At 41.3% G+C, this 21600-nt stretch carries 17 protein-coding genes and 1 tRNA gene; 12 read left to right on the plus strand and 6 right to left on the minus strand.

The window, feature by feature from the left end:
* Positions 1 to 83: 83 nt before the first annotated feature.
* A complete protein-coding gene (locus tag B4F91_RS10810; RefSeq protein ID WP_286937032.1) occupies positions 84 to 1373 on the minus strand; it encodes a M20 family metallopeptidase in 1290 nt (429 codons plus the stop codon).
* Positions 1374 to 1392: 19 nt separating this feature from the next.
* Positions 1393 to 2826: an amidohydrolase family protein gene (locus B4F91_RS10815; RefSeq protein ID WP_286937033.1), complete on the minus strand. Its 1434-nt coding sequence runs from the start codon at positions 2824 to 2826 to the stop codon at positions 1393 to 1395.
* A 135-nt stretch (positions 2827 to 2961) separates the two neighbouring features.
* Between B4F91_RS10815 and B4F91_RS10820 the strand changes: the two genes are divergently transcribed.
* The 8 genes from B4F91_RS10820 to B4F91_RS10855 all read left to right on the plus strand — a co-directional run bounded on the left by B4F91_RS10820 (position 2962) and on the right by B4F91_RS10855 (position 10692).
* Positions 2962 to 4881: a bifunctional 2',3'-cyclic-nucleotide 2'-phosphodiesterase/3'-nucleotidase gene (locus tag B4F91_RS10820; protein ID WP_286937034.1), complete on the plus strand. Its 1920-nt coding sequence runs from the start codon at positions 2962 to 2964 to the stop codon at positions 4879 to 4881.
* The gene (locus B4F91_RS10825) at positions 4878 to 5033 is read left to right on the plus strand and encodes a hypothetical protein (RefSeq protein WP_286937035.1); all 156 of its coding nucleotides are present in this window, start codon (positions 4878 to 4880) and stop codon (positions 5031 to 5033) included. Before B4F91_RS10820 ends, B4F91_RS10825 begins: the two co-directional genes overlap by 4 nt.
* Before the next feature lie 162 nt (positions 5034 to 5195).
* Positions 5196 to 6110, plus strand: coding sequence for a LysR family transcriptional regulator (locus B4F91_RS10830; protein ID WP_096042213.1), 915 nt, complete (start codon positions 5196 to 5198; stop codon positions 6108 to 6110).
* 108 nt (positions 6111 to 6218) lie between these two features.
* Entirely contained in the window at positions 6219 to 8174 is a 1956-nt protein-coding gene (locus B4F91_RS10835) for a TonB-dependent receptor domain-containing protein (protein ID WP_286937037.1), read from the plus strand.
* 189 nt (positions 8175 to 8363) lie between these two features.
* A complete protein-coding gene (locus B4F91_RS10840) occupies positions 8364 to 8831 on the plus strand; it encodes a DUF4405 domain-containing protein (RefSeq protein ID WP_096042215.1) in 468 nt (155 codons plus the stop codon).
* Positions 8831 to 9124 (plus strand): hypothetical protein, encoded by a 294-nt coding sequence (locus B4F91_RS10845; RefSeq protein WP_096042216.1) that lies wholly within the window; start codon positions 8831 to 8833, stop codon positions 9122 to 9124. Before B4F91_RS10840 ends, B4F91_RS10845 begins: the two co-directional genes overlap by 1 nt.
* Before the next feature lie 78 nt (positions 9125 to 9202).
* Positions 9203 to 9919 carry a GDSL-type esterase/lipase family protein gene (locus B4F91_RS10850; RefSeq protein ID WP_096042217.1) on the plus strand — a complete coding sequence of 239 codons (717 nt, stop codon included), beginning with the start codon at positions 9203 to 9205 and terminating at the stop codon, positions 9917 to 9919.
* Positions 9919 to 10692 (plus strand): polysaccharide deacetylase family protein, encoded by a 774-nt coding sequence (locus tag B4F91_RS10855; protein ID WP_096042218.1) that lies wholly within the window; start codon positions 9919 to 9921, stop codon positions 10690 to 10692. The genes B4F91_RS10850 and B4F91_RS10855 overlap by 1 nt, the downstream gene beginning before the upstream one ends.
* A gap of 496 nt (positions 10693 to 11188) precedes the next feature.
* Here the strand turns inward: B4F91_RS10855 and B4F91_RS10860 are convergent.
* Positions 11189 to 11273: transfer RNA gene (locus B4F91_RS10860), tRNA-Leu, on the minus strand.
* A 306-nt stretch (positions 11274 to 11579) separates the two neighbouring features.
* Here B4F91_RS10860 and B4F91_RS10865 point away from each other — a divergent pair.
* The gene (locus B4F91_RS10865; protein ID WP_029771767.1) at positions 11580 to 12080 is read left to right on the plus strand and encodes an RDD family protein; all 501 of its coding nucleotides are present in this window, start codon (positions 11580 to 11582) and stop codon (positions 12078 to 12080) included.
* Positions 12081 to 12377: 297 nt separating this feature from the next.
* Here the strand turns inward: B4F91_RS10865 and lptG are convergent, their stop codons facing one another.
* The gene (lptG, locus tag B4F91_RS10870) at positions 12378 to 13445 is read right to left on the minus strand and encodes an LPS export ABC transporter permease LptG (protein ID WP_031289389.1); all 1068 of its coding nucleotides are present in this window, start codon (positions 13443 to 13445) and stop codon (positions 12378 to 12380) included.
* The gene (gene lptF, locus B4F91_RS10875) at positions 13442 to 14554 is read right to left on the minus strand and encodes an LPS export ABC transporter permease LptF (RefSeq protein WP_024031637.1); all 1113 of its coding nucleotides are present in this window, start codon (positions 14552 to 14554) and stop codon (positions 13442 to 13444) included. The genes lptG and lptF overlap by 4 nt, the downstream gene beginning before the upstream one ends.
* Positions 14555 to 14862: 308 nt before the next feature.
* On the opposite strand from lptF, the gene pepA reads away from it, so the two are divergent.
* The 3 genes from pepA (at position 14863) to B4F91_RS10890 (ending at position 19997) form a co-directional block, all read left to right on the plus strand.
* The gene (gene pepA, locus B4F91_RS10880; RefSeq protein ID WP_029772475.1) at positions 14863 to 16374 is read left to right on the plus strand and encodes a leucyl aminopeptidase; all 1512 of its coding nucleotides are present in this window, start codon (positions 14863 to 14865) and stop codon (positions 16372 to 16374) included.
* A gap of 268 nt (positions 16375 to 16642) precedes the next feature.
* Positions 16643 to 17089, plus strand: coding sequence for a DNA polymerase III subunit chi (locus B4F91_RS10885; protein WP_004588472.1), 447 nt, complete (start codon positions 16643 to 16645; stop codon positions 17087 to 17089).
* 55 nt (positions 17090 to 17144) lie between these two features.
* Positions 17145 to 19997 (plus strand): valine--tRNA ligase, encoded by a 2853-nt coding sequence (locus B4F91_RS10890; protein WP_286937042.1) that lies wholly within the window; start codon positions 17145 to 17147, stop codon positions 19995 to 19997.
* Positions 19998 to 20102: 105 nt separating this feature from the next.
* Here the strand turns inward: B4F91_RS10890 and B4F91_RS10895 are convergent, their stop codons facing one another.
* Complete coding sequence (locus tag B4F91_RS10895) at positions 20103 to 21404, minus strand: outer membrane protein transport protein (protein WP_273611735.1); 1302 nt, start codon at positions 21402 to 21404, stop codon at positions 20103 to 20105.
* Positions 21405 to 21600: the final 196 nt, after the last annotated feature.

Below are 21600 nucleotides of genomic sequence, written 5' to 3' on the forward strand. Positions count from 1 at the left end.
TAAAGTGCACACATAGTGCAGCTTGTTAATATAAACAACAATACCCAGCTAGCAATTACTTTACTCGCTGGGTAACTACGGCATTATTTGTGGCTATTTAAGTAATCTACCGCTAATTGGCTAAGCGCTTTGGTACCCACTTTAAACGATGACTCATCGGCGTAAAAATAAGGTGAGTGGTTACTTGCTACCGTTTTTAAGTCTTGATCGTCAGGCGTACCACCTAAAAACACAAATACACTGGGTATTTCTAGGGCATAAAACGAAAAGTCTTCTGCGCCGGTTATTTTACCCATTTCTTGCACGTTTTGTTTACCGGCTGCTTTTTCAAGGCTAGGTAACATTTGCGCAGTAAGCTCAGGGTTATTAACCGTTACCGGGTAACCTTCGTGAATATGCACATCGGCCGTTGCCCCCGATGATTTAGCAATATGTGTAGCGGTTGTTTTAATATTTTCAAAGATTTGCGCGCGGTTATCCATATCAAAATTACGAATAGTGCCAACCATTTCAACTTCTTCAGGAATAATATTATTACGCACACCACCCGCTATTTTACCAAACGACACAATAGCAGGCTCTTTGGTTATATTTACTTGGCGGCTCACAATATGGTTAACGCCCGTTACAATTTGCGCAGCGGCAGCAATAGGGTCAACGCCTGTCCACGGTGCTGAGCCATGCGCTTGGCGACCATGTACAGTTATTTCAAAGCGATCGGCACTGGCCATAAACGGCCCACTTCGATAGCCAATTTTCCCCGTATGTAGGCTCGATGTAATATGCAGGCCAAATGCTACGTCAGGTTTATATTTTTTAAATATACCTTCTTTAAGCATTAGCTCTGCACCGCCCTCTTCGCCTAAAGGTGCGCCCTCTTCAGCAGGCTGAAACACAAACATGATGTTGCCATGCAATTCATCTTTCATATTTGCTAATACTTCGGCTGTGCCCATTAGCATAGCTACGTGCGTGTCGTGGCCACAAGCGTGCATTATGCCTACATCAACGCCACGGAAATTTGTGGTTTTGGTTGATTTAAATGGCACATCTGTTTTTTCTGTTACCGGTAGTGCATCCATATCGGCGCGTAGCATTACTGTAGGGCCAGGCTTTGCGCCTTTTAAAATACCAACAACACCGGTGTAAGCAATATCGGTTTGTACTTGCATACCTAACGACTTTAAATGTTTAGCCACAATGCCTGCGGTACGCGTTTCGCGATTACCAAGCTCAGGGTTTTGGTGAAAGTCGCGTCGCCATTCAATTACCTGCTGCTCTACATTTTTAACGTGTTGATCAAGGTTTGCCTGCGCGTTAAACGCACCAAGTGCAGCAAAACCTAATGCCACCGAAAGTAGTGATTTTTTCATCCTGATTTCCTTTATTATTTTAATGAAGCCCAACAACCGATTTAGTGTTATCGAAAAGTGCTGTTGAGTTATAGCCTACACCATTTTTAAATACAGTTTCCATATTACGGATAGCCGACGCATCTTTAGCAAAGTCGCCATTAACAATAACCAAGTCGGCATGTTTACCTACTTCAATACTACCTATTGTATTTTGCTTATTTAAATACTGCGCTGCATTTAACGTAGCTATTTTTATTGCTTGTGGCTGCATAAACCCAGCCTCTACGAGTAATTCAATTGCACGCTGGTTGGAAAAGCCAGCAATAACGCCGCCATAACCTGTTGGGTCGGTGCCCACCATTAATTTACCACCAGCGGCTACAAACATTTTTTCTAGCTGCATCATTTTTTTAAATACTAAAGGCCAACTAGATTCGCTCTGCTTTGCTATTTTTTCAAAGCGCGACTCGTACTGATCACGTACTTGCGGTATTAATGCATCAAGTGCTTTTGGGTAGGCTTTAGGGCGACCTTTAGTAAAGGTTTCAAATACAGTAAGTGTAGAGGTAAGTAATACATTTTTAGCCACTAAGTAATTTATTAGACTCGTTACTTCTGGCGAGTTTATATCTAACTCAACAAACGATTGCTGTACGTCTTTATTACTTGGGCATACATCTTTTTGTTTGTTTTTAACAAAGTCGGTGGCGGCAAAAAAGCCATGTTCTAGGTTATCAATACCTAAAGCGGCTGCTTCGCGGTATGTAACTGAACATAAATGTGCCGTTACTTTGTTATTTTGCTCGTGCGCTTTTTTAATAACAACATCAAGCTCATTTTGATTAATATGCATATACGCTTTATATGAGGTAACCCCCTCTAAGCCCCAGTAGTCCATCATTTTTTTAGCATCGTCTGCATCGCGTAGCGACTTTATTTTTAAAATAGGTAAACCGGGGCCATTTAAATACGGCGCCGTTACATCTATATCTGGGCCTAAACTTTTACCTGCGTTTATATCATCTCTTAATTTTAAATCAGCATATGGTGCAGTGGTGCCTGCAGTACGAATTGTGGTTGCACCGCCTGCTAAATAAAGGCGAGGAAAGCTGTAAAGCATTTCGGTGTAATGAGCCTTGCCAGTTGGATAAAACATGTGCTCATGCATCATCACCAATCCCGGAATTAATGTTTTTCCACTACCGTCAATAATATTCACACCTTTAGCGACGCCTACTTCTGCTGTGGCGCCTATATTCACAATTTTATTTTTATTTATTACAACCGTTTGATTAGTTTGTGCCGGTTTGCCGGTGCCATCAATTAACGTGATATTTTTAATTGCATAACGCCCCGCTTGATAACGTACAAATTGCTCATCAACTGCATAACTTGTAAAGCTAGTTAAAGCGCAAGTAATTAATAATAAAGATTTTTTAATTTTTTTAAATGCGTACATAGATATACTCATAGTGTGTGCTCATCTTGGTAGAAGACATTACTATAAATGCACCACCCAAAAATGTAAATCTGGATTCACATTTTAATTCATCATACTTTAATAAATCTTTTTTACTGTACTCTTTTTAAATTACACGGAATGACTATGAAAAATCGAATCGCTAAAAAGCACGTTTTAAAATCAACATTGGCACTGACTATTGCACTCGCATTGAGTGGCTGCGACATTGATGATGACGATAATAACGACCCTGTCGTTGTAGAAACACCAGAGCCTGCACCGGTTACTTTGCGCGTGATGGAAACAACCGACATACACATGTATTTATCTAACTACGATTACTTTGCACAAGCCCCCTCAGAAACCTTAGGGTTTGTTAATACCGCTACCCTTATAAAAGAAGCCCGCAATGAAGTGCAAAACAGTGTACTTGTTGATAATGGTGATTTAATTCAAAACAGCCCGCTTGGCGATTACGAAGCGATTGTACGTAAAGACGATATTTTAAATGGCGCAACCCATGTGGCCTTTAAAGCAATGAACTTGCTTGATTACGATGTTGCTAACTTAGGAAACCATGAGTTTAATTTTGGCTTAGAGTTTTTAGATGCCACATTAAGTGGTGCCGACTTCCCGTATATTAATGCCAATGTATACGTTGATGATGGAGATGATGACGACAGCAATGATGAAAACCGTTACACCCCGTACTACCTTCAAGATAAAACCGTATTTGATATAAACGGCAACGAACAAACAATTAAAATTGGTTACTTAGGCCTTACCCCACCGCAAATTATGCAATGGGATAGCGCGCACTTACAAGGTAAGGTCATTGCTAAAGATATTGTTGCTACTGCTGAAAAGTTCATTCCACAAATGAAAGCGCAAGGCGCCGATATTATCATTGCCATTCCGCACTCTGGGTTAACAGCCAGCGCCCAAGAAGACCTTGCTGAAAATACGGCCCTTTACCTGTCTAAAGTAGATGACGTAGACGCCATATTGTTTGGTCATAACCACCGTTTGTTTCCGGGTGATTCGTCGTACGATGGCTATGAATCGGCGGGTATTGATAACGTAAACGGTAAACTTAATGGCGTACCGGCTGTTATGCCTGGCTTTTTTGGCAATAACTTAGGGGTTATTGATTTAATTGTTGAGCCAAACGATGAAGGCGGCTGGGAAGTAACCAGCTCAAAAGTAGAAACCCGCGCCATTAGTGGTACAGATGAAAACGGCGACTTTGTTGATTTAGCTGCTGTAGATACCGATGTAGCTGCCGCAATTGAGCTTGAACACCAAGCAACGATTGATTGGGTGAGCGAACCATTTGCTGAAATTTCAAACCCAATTTATAGCTTTTTTGCTTTGGTACAAGACGACCCGTCAATTCAAATAGTATCAGATGCACAAATAGCGTGGGGTAAAGCATTTATTCAAGGCACTGAGCTTGATGGCTTACCCGTGCTTTCGGCAGCAGCCCCTTTTAGAGCTGGGCGCAATGGTATTGAAGATTACACCAATGTAAAAGCAGGCGATATTACCTTACTAGATACCGTTAGTTTGTATGTATTTCCAAACACTATTCGTATGGTAAAAGTAACAGGTAGCGATGTTAAAGAGTGGCTTGAACGCTCTGCGGGTCAATTTAATCAAATTGATGTAAACAGCAGCGCTGAGCAAAACCTACTCGATACCACTTTTCCTACTTTTAACTTTGATATTATTGACGGTGTTACCTTTGAAATTGACGTCACTCAGCCAAAACGATACGACAACGATGGGGTATTAATAAGTGAAAACAATTCGCGCATTACTAACTTGCAATACCAAGGAGAAGCGATAGATTTAGAGGCAGAGTTTTTAATTGTAACTAATAACTATCGTGCATCGGGCGGCGGTAATTTCCCGGCGATTGACGGTACTAGCCGTGAAACATTTGAAGGCCCAGATGAAAACCGCGGTGTGCTGCGTAGTTACATTATTAGCGAAGCCGCTAAAAGTAGCACGGGCAGTATTGACCCTTCGGCCGAGATAATAACTGGCGCTTTAGCACCGTGACCACCAGCACAGAGCTAAACGTTGTGTTTAGAACATCACCGCTTGATGAAGTAGCTACTATTGCACAAACACTCCCTGCTGTTGCGCCTACCTCACCACTTAAAACAGACGAAAATGGTTTTGCGCTATACACCATAGATTTAAAAAACTAATCGCACATAACCTACAAAAACCAGCTTAATTGCTGGTTTTTGTTTTTTAACAGCGGTGTATTTTGATGTGCTGGCTTATTTTTATTAAAAACACATTTACGCCAATCTTGGTTTAAGTGCTAGGATAATGGCTTGAAATACTGATAACTTGCAAACCTAACTATGAATTTAAATCAGCTCGATCTAAACCTTCTTATTATTTTAAAGCAGCTTTTAAACGAAAAACATATTAGCAATACCGCCTTAACTTTAGGCATGAGCCAACCTTCTATAAGCCGCTCGTTAAGTAAATTACGCTCCTTGTTTGACGATCAATTATTAATAAGAATGGCTGGAGGGTATGAGCTAACACCAAAAGCGCAATCAATTCAGCAAGACCTAAATTCTATTTTAAATATGGTAGAAACACTGGTTAACAAGCAAACTTTCGACCCTAAAACCAGCACAGCCACCATTAAACTGTTTGGCCTACCGCCGCAAATGCATTTATTTATAAAAACAATAATTAAAGACGTTCGCGAGCAAGCGCCTAATATCACCCTTGAAATAGACACCCTGCCTAAGCCGCAGTTTTCTGATTTGCTTAAAGGCGATACGCACTTTGTGATTACTGGCCACAAGCCCGCTAATTCAGAGGGTAAGTTATATCAACAACCGTTGTTTGAGCGCGAGTTTAAATTAGTAATGGCTCGCTCCCACAGGCTGGCTAAACAAGAATTAAGCGTTGATTTATTGCGTGATTGTAATTTTGGGCAAATATCAATTCAGGGTGAAAAAGCATTAACTGTTGCACAAAACTTTGCCGCGCTAGGCATTGATAATATAGCGACGCCAATACGCTTAAAAAACTTTTACAGTATTGGCAGCATTGCTGAAAACACTGATTTAATATTTTATGTGCCCAATCATTTTGCTGCAGATGTGTGCCAACAGCATGACGTAGTTGCCAGAACCCCGCCCCCAGAGCTTAGCTCAGAGTATGCACAAGTGGCTTTATACTGGCATCAACGCCACCATAATGACCCTGTATGTCAATGGTTTAGAGAGCTTGTAAAAAACAAAGTATTTGAAGTTTAAATAACTGTTATTCATGTAGGGTATGTATTTTAAATTGCCATTTAAGGCGGCGAACGGTTTAATACGAATCATTCTTAATAATATTAAAATTAGATAAACATACTCACCATGAAAAACACGCTCCCATTTAATAAGCACGCGCTTAACGTTGTTATTGGTACTTTGTGTACTGGTATGTCATTCATAAGCTTAGCGGAACAAGCTCCCGATACCTCTGAAACCATTGAAGTATGGGGCACAACAATTACTAATGACTCGCTACTACAAGACGATATTGAAAGAAAACAAGCCAACCATTTAAGTGATTTACTGCGTGACCAAGCTGGTATTGACGTAGGTGGCTCGCACTCTATTGTACAAGGTATTAATATTCGTGGTGTTGACGATTTAGACCTCAACATTACTGTTGATGGTATTAGCCAAAACAATAATATGTTCCACCACTCAGGAAACTTACTTATTAATGCTGATATTTTAAAAGCAGTAGATATAAAAGTAGGGACTAACTCGGTGCTAACTGGCGGCCTTTCTGGTGGTGTAGCCTTTGAAACCAAAGATGCTAAAGACTTACTTGAGCCAGGTGAAGATTTTGGCGCACGCTTATACACAAACTTAGGTACCAATGATTACGCAGGTGGCTCTGCTGCGGTATATGGTCAGCTAACCGACAACATAGACGCCCTTGCCTACTACACCTACACCGACAGAAATAACTTTGAAAACGGCAATGGTAAAGAAGTTACAGGTAACGAAGGCCGCACGGTAGATGGCATCTTCAAGCTCGGCTGGGATGTAAACGAGAGTAACCGTTTAGTGTTCTCATACGACAGATATAACGATGAAGGCGATTACTACGTAAAAACCAACTTTGGTGCAGGCTTTGCTGAAGATTCAGACGCGCAAACAGAAGATATTGACTACACACGTACCAGCACTTCACTTGCCTACGAGCTAGATAAAGGCGATGCCATTACCCTACGCGCTAGCGTTTATCGCAACGAACTAAGCTATATTGCACTAGGAACTGAGGGTAACTCTGAGCATACGGGCTACACTGCCCTTGCAACATCTAAAATTGCACTTGCTGGATTTAACCATACATTACGCTATGGCGGCGAAGGATATGAGCAAGTTTCAAAACGTATCGAAAACCACGTACAAACCAATAAAGACACTGCCGACTCGCACGCTATTTATATTGAAGACGAAATCGCTGTAACCGATCAGTTATTTGTAACCCCTGGCGTGCGTTACAACTACTTTAAAGTAGATATGTACTCAGCCGGTACTAACGATTCGTTAGATAAATCGTGGAACGAGTTAACGTTTGGTTTAGCGGCTAAATACCTAATTAACGATAACTGGAGTGTTAACGCAAGCTCAACAGAGCTTTTTCAAGGTCCTGGCCTGCGTGAAAGCTATGTTGATTACAGTACTAACTTTGATAAAGACCTAAAAGCAGAAACCGGTGTAAATAACGCCATTGGTTTTGCCTTTAAAGATCAAAACATTATGGGCTTAGACTCATTTGGTTTTTCATTAAACCTGTTTAAAACCCGTATTGAAGATTACATAGACAACTGGGCAATTGGTAAAGGTCGCCCAATTGGTACCTATGAAAACTCGGGTGATTACGATATAGATGGTTTTGAATCAACGCTTTCACTGCGTAAAGCGCTATTTAGTGCGCGTTTAAGTTACTCTAAGTCAGACTCTGAACAACTAGAGACAGGCGAGCAACTGCGTTATGAAGTAGGTGATAGCATTTCACTAAGCCTTGGCTACGAAGTACCAAAATACGACTTAAAATTTAACTGGACCAGCCTAGTTAACAGAACTGATGACTCAGTATCAAGCGGTGCTGATATTCATAAAGTGGGTTATCAGGTTCATAACATCAGCATGCAGTGGCTACCAAGCCAGCTTGAAGCACTAAGCATGACCTTAGGTTTTGAGAATATTTTTGATAAAACGTATTACTCTCACGCTTCATACTCAAGCGACACAGTGCAAGATTACGAAGCGGGTCGTAATGTTAAATTAAGCGCGTCTTACGTTTTTTAATTTAATAATTTGCGCATGATTTAAGGCTCAATATTTTATTGAGCCTTTTGCTGTTTAAGGGGGGCGTACCTTAAATAGCGTCAACCATACCAATCCACAATAATACTTAATCATTTTTAGGGGCTAAACGTGTCGCTATCTGCGTTAAAAAACTCTCATTTAGAACAATAAATTATTTCAGGGTCAATAATGTCTGATTGGAAACAAAACTTACAAAAGTTCCGTTATGTAATGGACACCTTACTGCTTATTAGCTTTATGCTAGTAAGTGCACCTCAAGCCACTGGCATCCCTTTACACGAATGGTTTAGCCTATTTTTTATTATTCCTTTTGTTATACATTTATTGCTACATTGGGGTTGGGTAACACGCAGTTTTGGCCGTTTATTTGCCAATATAACAGCACGTGAGCGCTTTAATATAGTGTGGGATTACCTACTTTATTTAATGATGTTATTAGTGTTTGTAAGCGGCTTTTTAGTGTCGGTGGCTCTACTACCCGCACTTAATATTAGTTTAAACATTCAAGACTTTTGGTCGAAAATACATCACGATTCAGCCACCTTTATTATGCCCATGCTAGGTGTGCATTTAGCGCTTAATTTTTCTTGGATAGTAAAATTGACTAAACGCATGTTTGCCAAGGAGGCTAAGTAATGAATCACCTAAAACAACAGTGGAAAACCCGCACCAGCATTGTGTTAGTTGTATCTGTTTTAGTGAGCCTTTTACTGGTTAGTTTAGAGCTCACCGACTGGGCCGCACAAATAAATCAACAGGGATACTCCCACGGTGCAGCTGAGGTTGAAAAGCCGAAAATAGCCCCTATTTTGATGTACATTTTACCCTTTGTAAAAGAGCTTATTTTAATAGGCGTACCTATGTTACTTACTTTAGGGATTGCTAAACTATTAGGCTTAATAAAAAGGATGGTTAAAAACAAAGTCTGAATACGAATGCAACACGTATCAAAAACCGGCGTTTATAGATACATTGCTAAGTTAGTATGTCTATAAGCGCAGGTTTTTATGAGTTATAAACCAAGTAATTACACACTCCAACACATCACTTTTCTACTTGGCACATTAATTATAGGTGCTGTATTAATAAGCTTTAAAGCTAATGCCGAAAAGGCAATTCCTTTTCAATCGCAATGGCTAAAAAACCACTATGCTGAGCGTATAGCCCATTTTAAGCTACAACCTTTACGCAAAGGCGATATTGTATTTATTGGCGATAGCATTACAGAGCAAGGGCTAAATTGGAGCATACGGTTTAACGACCTACGCGTAAGAAACCGCGGTATTAGTGGCGATATGACCTACGGTGTTTTAGCGCGTTTAAACGAATTAAAAGCAGCCCCGCCTAAAGCTATATTTTTAAAAATTGGTGTAAACGATATTTTTAATTACCATTATATAAAGCAAGTTAAAGACTTAGCGTCGGTGAGTGAAAATATCGAAAAAATAGTGACTCAGCTCAATGGCTCACTACCAAATACACAAATTTATGTACAAAGTATTTTGCCCGATCATCGCGATTTTATTACGCAAATGGCGCAAAGGGTTAACCAACAAATTAAAGCAATTGAGCACGCAAATTTTACCTATATAGACTTACACCCCGTATTTTTAGGCCCACAAGGTACGCTTAAAAAATCGCTCACGACCGATGGCACCCATTTGAACCAAGCAGGCTACGCCCTTTGGGCTGAGCAATTAACTCCCATAATGAAGACTTTATAATGAAGTGCTTATTAGTAGGTGTGTTAATAGCGCTAAGCTTTACGTGTGCAGCCAGTAAAGCGCCTGTAAAAAGCTACCCTAACGGCGCGACTAAAGCTGTTATTTTTAGCTACGACGATGGCGTTATACAAGACAGAAAGCTTGTGGAACTATTTAATAAGTACCAGGTTGTTGGTACGTTTAACTTAAACTCAGGTTTATTTGCTAAAAAGCTACCGTGGATGAAAGCCTTTACCGGTAAAGAAGGCGAATATATAAAACAAAGTGAAGTAAAAACACTTTATAAAGGCCATGAAATAGCAAGCCACAGTTACTCACATCCGGGCTTTGCGGGCTTAGATACAGCAGAATTAAAATTACAATTAGCTCGCAATAAGCACATTTTATCGCCCATAAAAGGCAGCCCCTTACACTCTTTTGCATACCCTTTAGGTTCTTACGATAAAGCCGCTATGAAATTAGTAAAACAAGCGGGCTTTACTAATGCCCGAACAGTAAACGACACCCTTAATTTTGAGCTCCCTACCAACTACATGGCATGGAACCCAACCGTTCACCACTCAAAAGCAATGCCATTAATAGAGCAATATATTGCGTTTAAAAGCAATAAGCTCACTGTAATGATGATTTGGGGCCATTCGTGGGAATTTGACAAAAACACTAAAAATAATAACTGGGATTACGCCGAGCAGCTCGTTCAAACAATCTCAAATAAAGATGATATTTGGTATGTATCGGCTGGAGAGTTCATCGCGTTTTTAGAGAATAAATAAGCGTGCGCAGTGCTAAGTAAAGCTCATATAAGCCCATTTAAATGTAGTAAGCGTAATTAGCTCATCCTTGATGCAATATCCATCGTTAATCTATTAACTCACTTCGAGTAACTGCGAAACTTCGTTTCGGTTCACTCTCACCCGGCGGGCGGACTGTAACTGATATTAGCGCCACTCTGAGTGGCCTCGAGTCCGCCCCGACACAAATTTCAGGCATAAAAAAACCCTAACCAATTTGGTTAGGGTCATAAAAAGTGGTACCAGCGGCCGGACTGTAACTGATATTAACGCCACTCTGAGTGGCGCTCGAGTCCCTCCCAATACAAATTTCAGGCATAAAAAAACCTCTGCTAAAACTAGCAGAGGCTGTAAAAAGTGGTACCCGCAGGCGGACTGTCACTGATATTAGCGCCACTCTGAGTGGCGCTCGAGTCCGTCCCAACACAAATTTCAGACATAAAAAAACCCTAACCAATTTGGTTAGGGTCATAAAAAGTGGTACCAGCGGCCGGGCTCGAACCGGCACGCCTTTCGGCAGGGGATTTTGAATCCCCCATGTATACCAATTTCATCACGCTGGCATCATTTTTCTTTAACCTTCTAAACACGAGAAGATAAAGAAAAACCACTTTAGAGCTCAGGATTATTTATGTACCTTCGTCTCTATGCCAAGCATTATACAAACAATAGGGGTGGCAGCAAGCGTTTTATGACATTAGCCTGATCAACCGCTTAACATTTAGACAGCCTGTGCAAAATGTCGTTTACTGGTTGAAGTATTAAATACAGCTAATAATAACGCTAAGGTATATCACTGAACTATAGCGCTTAGTATTTGTGAGCTTTTTTGCTAAACTAGCGCGCATATTAACAGTGAGAGTGTATTTATGTCGGGTGAGTTTCCACGAGCTGGTTTTTGGCGTCGTTTTGCGTCGTTAGTTTATGATACGTTAGCTATTATTGCGTTTGCTATGTTAACGGTTGTGCTCTATTTGTTTGCCGTACAAGGGCTTATTTCACTTGATGTTATTAGTTTAAATGGTGCTGAAGATGTATCGGCACTTATTCAAGAGTCACTGCTGCTGTCGAGTATTCGAAGTGCCTTACTTGTTATTGTTACTTTAGTATTTTTTGGCTATTTTTGGACTAAAAGCGGGCAAACTATTGGCATGCGCGCATGGCGTTTAAAAGTACAAACTAGTGAAGGAAGCTTAATTAGTTGGCCGCAGTCTATTGTTCGCAGCCTAAGTGCCCTGCTTGGTTTAGGTAATCTTGTGGTATTAATTGATTTTAAAAACAAAAAAGCGCTGCAAGACTATGTCTCAAAAACTGAGGTAATTACTCTTACAAAAGAAGAAAACAAACGTATTTACCGCGAGCTAGATTAATACCCATTTATACCAATGCGCAATAATACTTAATTATTTTGCGGGGCTAACTTGTCGCTACCTGCGTTAAAAAATTCTCATTTACGACTGCATGGATGCAGAAGGTAGAGCAATGCAGGAGCAACTGCCGAGAGCAACTAAATAGCGATTTTTTGCCTAGCTATCAACACGTTTTTCCAGCCTCAAAATTGATCACTTAATTAAGCTGATTGCTATTAGTTTTTGAATAACGCGTTATAAAAACAAAAAAGGTGACCATAGGTCACCTTTTTAGTATTAAATAAGCGCTTATAACGGCTATACCCGCTTATTCATCATGTACGTAGCAAAGCCTATAAATAGTATACTTGGCAGTACCGCGCCTATAATAGCGGGTATTTGATAAACCATTACCACAGGACCAAATATCTCATTTATTAAGTGAAATACAATTCCCGTTACTACACCCATAATGATACGTGCACCCATAGTAACGGTACGTAACGGGCCAAATATAAACGACAGTGCAACCAGTAGCATTACGGCAACAGACACAGGCTGCATTAGCTTACGCCACAAGGCCAGCTCATAGGTGCTGGTATCTTGCTCATTTTGCTGTAAATACCCTAAGTACGACCAAAGCCCTGTAAAGGAAAGCGACTCAGGCTTTACCGATACAACACCAAGCTTTTCGCCCGTTAATTGCGAAGGGTAAAACTCTTCATCAATGTGTTCACTACTTATTTGCTCATCACTAATATGAACCTTGTTTACATCGCGTAATAGCCAACCTTCATCACGACCAATGGCCACTTTAGCTTTGGTTATTTGAGTTAAATCGAGTGACTTATCAAATTGATACATGTGCACACCGTTTAAACGGCCGTTTTGATCTACATCTTCAATATTAATAAAGTTGTTGCCATCTTTAGCCCATACGCCTTTTTGTGCATTGAATACATCGCCGCCATAAATTGCCTGATTACGCATTTCTTTGGCGTGTTGTTGCGCCTCTGGTGCGCCCCACTCACCAAGAGCCATCATACACACAGCCATAAACACGGCGGTTTTCATTACCGAGCCTATAATTTGCAAGCGCGACATACCCGCAGCTTGCATTACCACCAGCTCACTGTTTGAAGCCAGTGCACCTAAGCCTGTTAAGCCACCAATAAGCGCGGCCATCGGGAAGAATATAACTAAATCGCCCGGCATACTGTAAAAGGTGTAAAGCGTTGCGGTCATTAAATCGTAACTGCCACGACCAACCGACTTTAGCTGATCAATAAACTTAATTAATGTACTAATTCCTACTAGCACCAACAAAGCAAATCCGGTGGTTTGTAAAATGCTGCGGCCTAAGTACCAATCGAGTGTTTTCATCATGCGCTTAACTCCCGTTTTGTTACAACGGCTTTAAGCCAGGCGCCCAATGGGCGACCTTTTATAATTAATAAACTACCTATAAATAAAGCGCTTAAGTGAATCCACCACAAACCAATTGAAGGCGGTATTTTGCCATCTTCTACGGCAAATTTTGCAGCATTGAGTAAGATAAAATAACCTAAGTACAAGCTAATGGCTGGCACTAATTTAGCAAACTTACCTTGGCGCGGATTAACCACACTTAGCGGTACTGCTATTAATGTTAGTAACGGAATAGAAAGCGGTATTGCAATACGCCACTGCCACTGGGCTATAGATTCAGAGGTATTGAGTGGCAATAGTTGATTAGTAGGTATTGCTTCTAATTTACGGCGCTGATGCTCTATTTCTTGCTCGCGTATTTGTACGCTGTAGCCATCAAACTGCGTTAAATTAAGGGCCGGTGTTTTGCCATCGGTTTCGTAGCGTTTGCCATCAGTTAGCACTAATTGTTGCTCACCGTTTATTGCCTCTACCACCACACCTTGTTCGGCATACACTAAACGTGCAAGGTCATCTTTTTCGGTATCCGGCAGTTGCGCTACAAATACTTTGTTAAGCTCTTTACCGCCGTTTTCAATGTTATGAATAAACACCACGGCTTTTTCATTACCGGTTTGTTGAAACCGCCCAGCCCTTAACGCAGATAAACCCGCATCGGCTTTGGCTTGCTCTTTTAATTGGTACTCTTGCTCACTCGCCCACGGCGCAAGGTACATGGTAAGAGAGGCTGCTAATATAGCCAAACCCACACTCGAAATTAAAGTAACGCGTACCACATACCATTCGCTCACCCCACAAGCTTTAAGAACGGTCATTTCGCTGTCGGCGTAAATACGGCTGTAGGCTAAAATAATGCCCAAAAATATACTCAATGGCAGGATCAGCGAAGCTAATTGCGGCAGTTTAAGCGCAATCATCGATAATACTAATTTGGCAGGAATGCTCCCTTCAGAGGCATCTCCTAAAATAACCACAAACTTTTGTGACACAAAAATGGTCATTAAAGTTAAAAATACGGCGACCTGCGATTTTAAAACCTCAGCGGTCAAATAACGAAAAATAAGCAATGCTCGCCCCTGTTAAACATAGAATTTCACTACAATAGTGATAATTTGATAATAAAGTAGCTATTTTACCCAGTTTTATCTGGTAAATAAGTCGTTATTATAAGCTAACAAAATTAATTATCCTACCTAAGTGCACGATATATTGTTGCATTAGTAGCCCTTAAACATATAAAGTTCAATTACACAGTAAGAGTCAGAAAAAATCAGCTAAAATTAAGATTATCCCTACATAAGTTACGTAGCGAAGACTAGATTTTATTTTTTTAGCCCCAATTAATAACGTATATGACTCACAACCAGGAGTAACAATGGAATTTAACGTAAAAAGTGGTAGCCCAGAAAAACAACGCAGCGCGTGTATTGTCGTTGGCGTTTACGAACCACGTAGGTTATCCCCCATTGGTGAACAACTCGATAAAATCAGCGATGGTTATATCTCAAATTTACTACGCCGTGGCGACCTAGAAGGTAAGCCGGGGCAAGTTTTATTATTGCATCATGTACCTAACGTTTTAAGCGAGCGCGTATTGCTTGTTGGCTGTGGTAAAGAGCGCGAGCTTGATGATAAGCAATATAAGCAAATAATTTCTAAAACAATTAATACCTTAAACGAAACCGGCTCAATGGAAGCGGTGTGCTTTTTAACAGAGCAACACGTTAAAGGCCGTGATACCTACTGGAAAGTTCGCCAAGCGGTAGAAACAACACAAGATTGCCTATACACATTTAACCAGCTAAAAAGCAAAAAAGTAGACCCTCGTCGTCCACTTCGTAAAATTGTGTTTAACGTACCAACGCGTCGCGAGCTGACCATTGGTGAAAGCGCTATTGAGCATGGTTTAGCCATTGCCGCAGGTAGTAAGCTATGTAAAGACGTAGCCAACATGCCACCTAATATTTGTAACCCTGCTTATTTAGGCGAACAAGCGCAAGAGCTGGCTAGCAATTTTGACAACATCACCGTTGATATTATTGGCGAAGAAAAGATGGCCGAACTAGGTATGAACTCGTACTTAGCAGTTGGTCGCGGCAGTGATAACGAATCGGTTATGTCGGTTATTAACTACAAAGGTGCAAGCGATGAGCAAGCGCCTATTGTGCTAGTAGGTAAAGGCTTAACGTTTGACTCAGGCGGTATTTCAATTAAGCCAGGCGAAGCCATGGATGAAATGAAATACGACATGGGCGGCGCAGCCGGTGTAATTGGCGCTATGCGCGCACTGGCACAAATGCAGCTACCTATTAATGTAATTGGCGTTTTAGCCGGCTGTGAAAACATGCCAAGCTCTAATGCGTATCGCCCTGGCGATATTTTAACAACAATGTCGGGGCAAACCGTTGAAGTGCTTAATACTGATGCCGAAGGCCGATTAGTATTATGTGATGCGTTAACTTACGTTGAGCGTTTTGACCCAGATACAGTAATTGACGTAGCAACACTAACAGGCGCATGTATTGTTGCCCTTGGTGCACACGCAACAGGTTTACTGTCAAACCACAACCCACTTGCGCATGATTTATTAAAAGCGTCTGAGCAAAGTGGCGACCGTGCATGGCAGTTACCACTGTGGGATGACTATCAAGATCAACTCGATAGCCCATTTGCCGATTTTACAAACTTAGGTGGGCGCTCTGCTGGTACTATTACCGCAGCGTGTTTCTTATCTAAGTTTACTAAAAAGTATAACTGGGCTCACTTAGACGTAGCCGGTACCGCGTGGCGCAGTGGCGCTAAAAAAGGCGCAACGGGTCGCCCTGTTCCTATGCTTACTCAGTATTTATTAAACCGAGCGGGTGTAAGCGAAGCTACGCACGATTAATAACCTAATTAACCTGAGCCTTATTTAGAAAAGCCACTCAGCAGGTATTTTTAGCGCTAACAGCGTTAAATTTATTTGCCATAGGGCAAATAAATTTAACCAGAGTTTAGGTTATTTAACTTGTATTAAGGCGCCATTTGGCGCCTTTTTTATTGCTGTAATTATCTGTGTATTAATTGAAGCAAACCCCGTTATATGGCAAAATCTGCCTCTTAATTTATGTGTATCAACTATGTGCACATTCAATGTCATGGGAAACCCCGATACAATGAACATGAATGCTCAATTTTTCGTTCTAAAGCAACAAGATGAATCTAAAGCGCAGGCTGATGATCATTTTGCTTTAGCAGCTCAAATTGCCGCAGAGCAGTATCGATTAGGGCATCGTGTATTTATTTTTGTAGATAACGAACATACCGCCTATGCCATTGACGAAACCATTTGGGCATTTGATCCCGACAGTTTTGTGCCGCATAACCTGCAAGGCGAAGGCCCTAAAGCCGGCGCACCAGTAGAAATAGGCACCACGCCTCCTGTTGGCAAACGTAACGTTTTAATTAACTTAGCTACTAACCTACCTGATTTTATTAGGCGTTTTAGCCAAGTTTTTGATTTTGTACCAGTAGAGTCTGTAGCTAAACAAGCCGCTCGTGAGCGCTTTAAAAAGCTGCGCCAACTTGGTGCCAATATCAGCACGCAAGAGATTAATAGCTAGCCGTTTAGGATAAAGCTAACCAACTAATTTAAGTACTTATTTAAGGTTCTGTGTAATGGATAAAACCTACAATCCGCAAGATATTGAACAGTCGCTATACCAAGACTGGGAACAAAAAGGCTACTTTAAGCCATCTGGCCAAGGCGTACCGTATTCGATCATGATCCCGCCGCCAAATGTCACCGGTAGCTTGCACATGGGCCACGCCTTCCAAGATACAATAATGGATACCCTTACGCGTTTTAAGCGTATGCAAGGTAACAACACATTATGGCAAGTAGGTACTGACCACGCGGGTATTGCAACGCAAATGTTGGTTGAACGTAAACTACACGCTGAAGAAGGTAAAACACGTCACGATTTAGGCCGCGAAGATTTTATTAATAAAATTTGGGAATGGAAAAACGAATCTGGCGGTACTATCACTAAACAGCTTCGCCGTCTTGGCGCATCGGTTGATTGGGACCGTGAACGCTTTACGATGGACGATGGCTTATCTGAAGCGGTTAAAGAAGTCTTTGTACGTCTTCACAAAGAAAACCTAATTTACCGCGGTAAGCGCCTAGTAAACTGGGATCCAAAATTACACACAGCTATTTCAGACCTTGAAGTTGAAAACAAAGACAAACAAGGCCACATGTGGAATTTGCGCTACCCACTTGCTGATGGCGTTAAAACACAAGACGGCAAAGACTACATTGTCGTAGCAACAACACGTCCAGAAACCATGCTAGGTGACTCAGGTGTTGCAGTAAACCCAGATGACGAACGCTACACAGATTTAATTGGTAAAGAGATTTTACTGCCTATCGTAAATCGTCGTATCACAATTGTTGCAGATGAACACGCTGATAAAGACAAAGGCACGGGTTGTGTAAAAATCACCCCAGCACACGACTTTAACGATAACGAAGTTGGCAAGCGTCATAAAATGCCAATGATCAATATTTTCGATAAAAACGCTGCTATTCTAAGCCAAGGTGAAACATACACCTTTGACGGTAAAGAACTTGAGTTTGATGCGCCAATTCCTGAGCGCTTACACGGCCTAGACCGTTTTGCTGCACGTAAAGCGATTATCGCAGAATTTGAAGAACTTGGTTTACTTGAAAAAATCGAAGACCATGCGTTAACTGTACCTTACGGCGACCGCTCTGGTGTGGTCATTGAGCCACTCCTTACCGACCAATGGTATGTACGTGTTGCGCCACTTGCAGAACCTGCAAAAGATGCCGTTAAAAATGGCGACATTCAGTTTGTGCCTAAACAGTACGAGAACATGTACTTCTCGTGGATGAACGACGTACAAGATTGGTGTATTTCACGCCAGCTTTGGTGGGGTCACCGTATTCCAGCTTGGTACGACAGCGAAGGCAACGTTTACGTTGGCCGCGATGAAGCTGAAGTACGCCGCGACAACAACATTGCCGATGATGTTGCGCTAAGCCAAGACGAAGACGTACTTGATACCTGGTTCTCATCTGCGCTGTGGACGTTCTCAACGCAAGGTTGGCCAGAGAACACGGATGATTTAAAAACCTTCCACCCGTCTGACGTGTTAGTAACGGGTTTTGATATTATTTTCTTCTGGGTTGCGCGTATGATCATGATGACGCTGCACTTTATAAAAGATGAAAATGGTAAGCCACAAGTGCCGTTTAAAACAGTGTATGTTACTGGCCTAATACGTGATGACAACGGCGATAAAATGTCTAAGTCAAAAGGTAACGTACTTGACCCACTAGATATGATTAACGGCATCGAGCTTGAAGATTTAGTACAAAAGCGTACTGGCAACATGATGCAGCCTAAACTTGCCGCTAAAATTGAAAAAGACACGCGCAAAGTATTTGCAAATGGTATTGAAGCACACGGTACCGATGCGCTTCGCTTTACCCTTGCAGCAATGGCATCAACTGGTCGTGATATCAACTGGGATATGAACCGCCTAGAAGGTTACCGTAACTTCTGTAATAAACTATGGAACGCAAGCCGTTACGTATTAATGAACACAGAAGAGCAAGATTGTGGCTTCAACGATGCACAAAAAGAGTTCTCATTAGCAGATCGTTGGATATTAGGTCAATTTGAAGCAACGGTTAAAACCTACACTGAGCACCTTGATAACTACCGATTTGATTTAGCGGCTAATACACTTTACGAATTCACTTGGAACCAGTTCTGTGATTGGTACTTAGAGCTGACTAAGCCGGTATTATTTAAAGGCAATGAAGCACAGCAACGTGGTACACGTAATACACTCATTACGGTACTAGAAAGCCTACTGCGCTTAATGCACCCAATGATGCCATACATTACCGAAACTATTTGGCAGCGCGTTGCACCACTGGCAGGGCTTGAAACTAAAGGCACCAGCATCATGATACAGGGCTTCCCTGTTTATAATGAAGCAAACGTTGATGCCCAAGCTATGGACGACTTAGAGTGGGTTAAACAGTTTATTTTAGCAATTCGTGTTATTCGTGGTGAGATGGACATCAGCCCAAGTAAGCCACTTAACGTGTTGCTAGCTAACGCATCGAGCGATGATGTGCGCCGTATTAACGAGAACGAGTCATTTATTGCCTCGCTTGCTAAACTTGAATCGTTCACCCTGCTTGAAAACAAAGACGATGCACCAGCGTGTGCAACATCCTATGTTGGCAACCTTGAAATTATGATCCCTATGGCGGGCTTAATTGACGTTGAAGCAGAGCTTGCACGTATTAACAAGCAACTCGAAAAAGCAGAAAAAGGCCTAGCCCAAGTGCAAAACAAGCTGGCTAACGAAAAGTTTGTAAATAACGCACCAGAAGCCGTACTTGCAAAAGAGAACGCGAAGCTTGCTGAATTCACTGATGCTAAAACCAAGCTACTTGAGCAAAAAACTAAAATAGAAAGCTTATAATTTTAGTTGCCTGCTAAAGCAATTTAGCAGGCATTAAAAAAGCCGCTCACTGTTAAAGTGAGCGGCTTTTTTGTGCCCTGCGATTAACCACAAGGCACAGCTACATTAGAACTTGTAGTTGTACTGAGCGCCAACAAGTACAGCGTGGCCTTTAGATTCAAAAGACCATTGCTGAGGTAAAGTGTCACTTTCTACTGTTTCAGTGAAAGTTTGTGTTTTACCACGTAATACGCTCACACCTAAATCAACATTCGAGTTTTTATCAATCGCGTAATTACCACCAAAAGAGAACCAAAAACGGTCTGTATCAGGGATAGAAATTGATAGATGCTTCTGTGATACAGGCGACTCATCAAAGGCAAAACCAGCACGCAATAACAGGTTTTCGCTATATTGGTAATCAGCACCTATCGAGTAGCGAAGTGCGTCAGAAAAATCTTCCGTTTTTTCAAATGCGCTAAACTTATCACCCGTTGGACTCGTTACTTGCGCCTCTAACGAATCAAAGCTGCTCCAACCGGTCCATAGTACACTGTAGTGTAAGCCTAGTTTTTCATCTAGCTGGTGAGAACCAGAAAATTCAGCAATTGCAGGTAATGTAATCTCAACTGAGCCTGGTAGCTCAATTTGTCCGTCCAACCCACCATCAATGAATGTAGGTAGCTCATTAGAGTATTCACCTTCAAACGTGATGTCTGTTTCGCTACGGTAGTTAAAACCAAAACGGCTGTTTTCATCTAACTGATACATTAAGCCAATGTTTAAGCCATAACCCATATCATCGCCTTCAAGGTTAACAGCATCGGCACTTGCAGGAATAGACGCAATCGCAGGGTTTACTGGTGGTACTTCACCGAACTTACGAATAATTTTAGCCTCTGCATACACTGCATTTAGACCAATACCAAAACTAAACTGCTCTGATACTTTATAAGCAACACTTGCATTCATGTTCACTGTGACAATTTCTGTTTCACCAGCAATTTGACCAGCAGCATAGTCATCATCAAATTCGGTCGCAAGGCCAAAGTTAGAAAACGCGCCAAAACCAACCGATACTTTATCGTTTACAGGCATAGTGAAATAAGCAGCCGGAATAATCGCACTAGGAGCGATACTGTCATCATTTAATACGCTATTATCGAAACCATATCCGTTACCGGTTCCTTCTAAGCTCACATCTGGAATTACACCAATAGCAGCAACACTAAGTTGCTTATCTTTAAATAAAGTCATTAATGCAGGGTTGCGAGCAACAACAGACGCATCATCTGCGATAGATGCTTCACCTGCGTATGCACGGCCTAAACCTGACGCGTTTTGCTCTGCTAATTGAAACGCGGCTGCAAAACTATCAGCCGAAACAAATGCAAGCGAAGCTGCAATAAGAGTTTTAGAAAATTTCATTGTTGTGTCCTTAACCAAACAAGCGTTTGGGTATCTATGTGTTGTTATTAGGATTTTAAACTTGGCTACACTACCTTAATTTTTTATAAAAAACTGTAACAAAGCGACAAAAAACACCAAAAAACACGTTTTTTAACTACATTTTAACAACTATTTAAAACTCATCGGAGCAGAAATGTGTTATTAGAGCTTATAC

This window comes from Pseudoalteromonas sp. UBA6610 (genome assembly GCF_002433295.1).
Classification (GTDB): domain Bacteria; phylum Pseudomonadota; class Gammaproteobacteria; order Enterobacterales; family Alteromonadaceae; genus Pseudoalteromonas; species Pseudoalteromonas atlantica.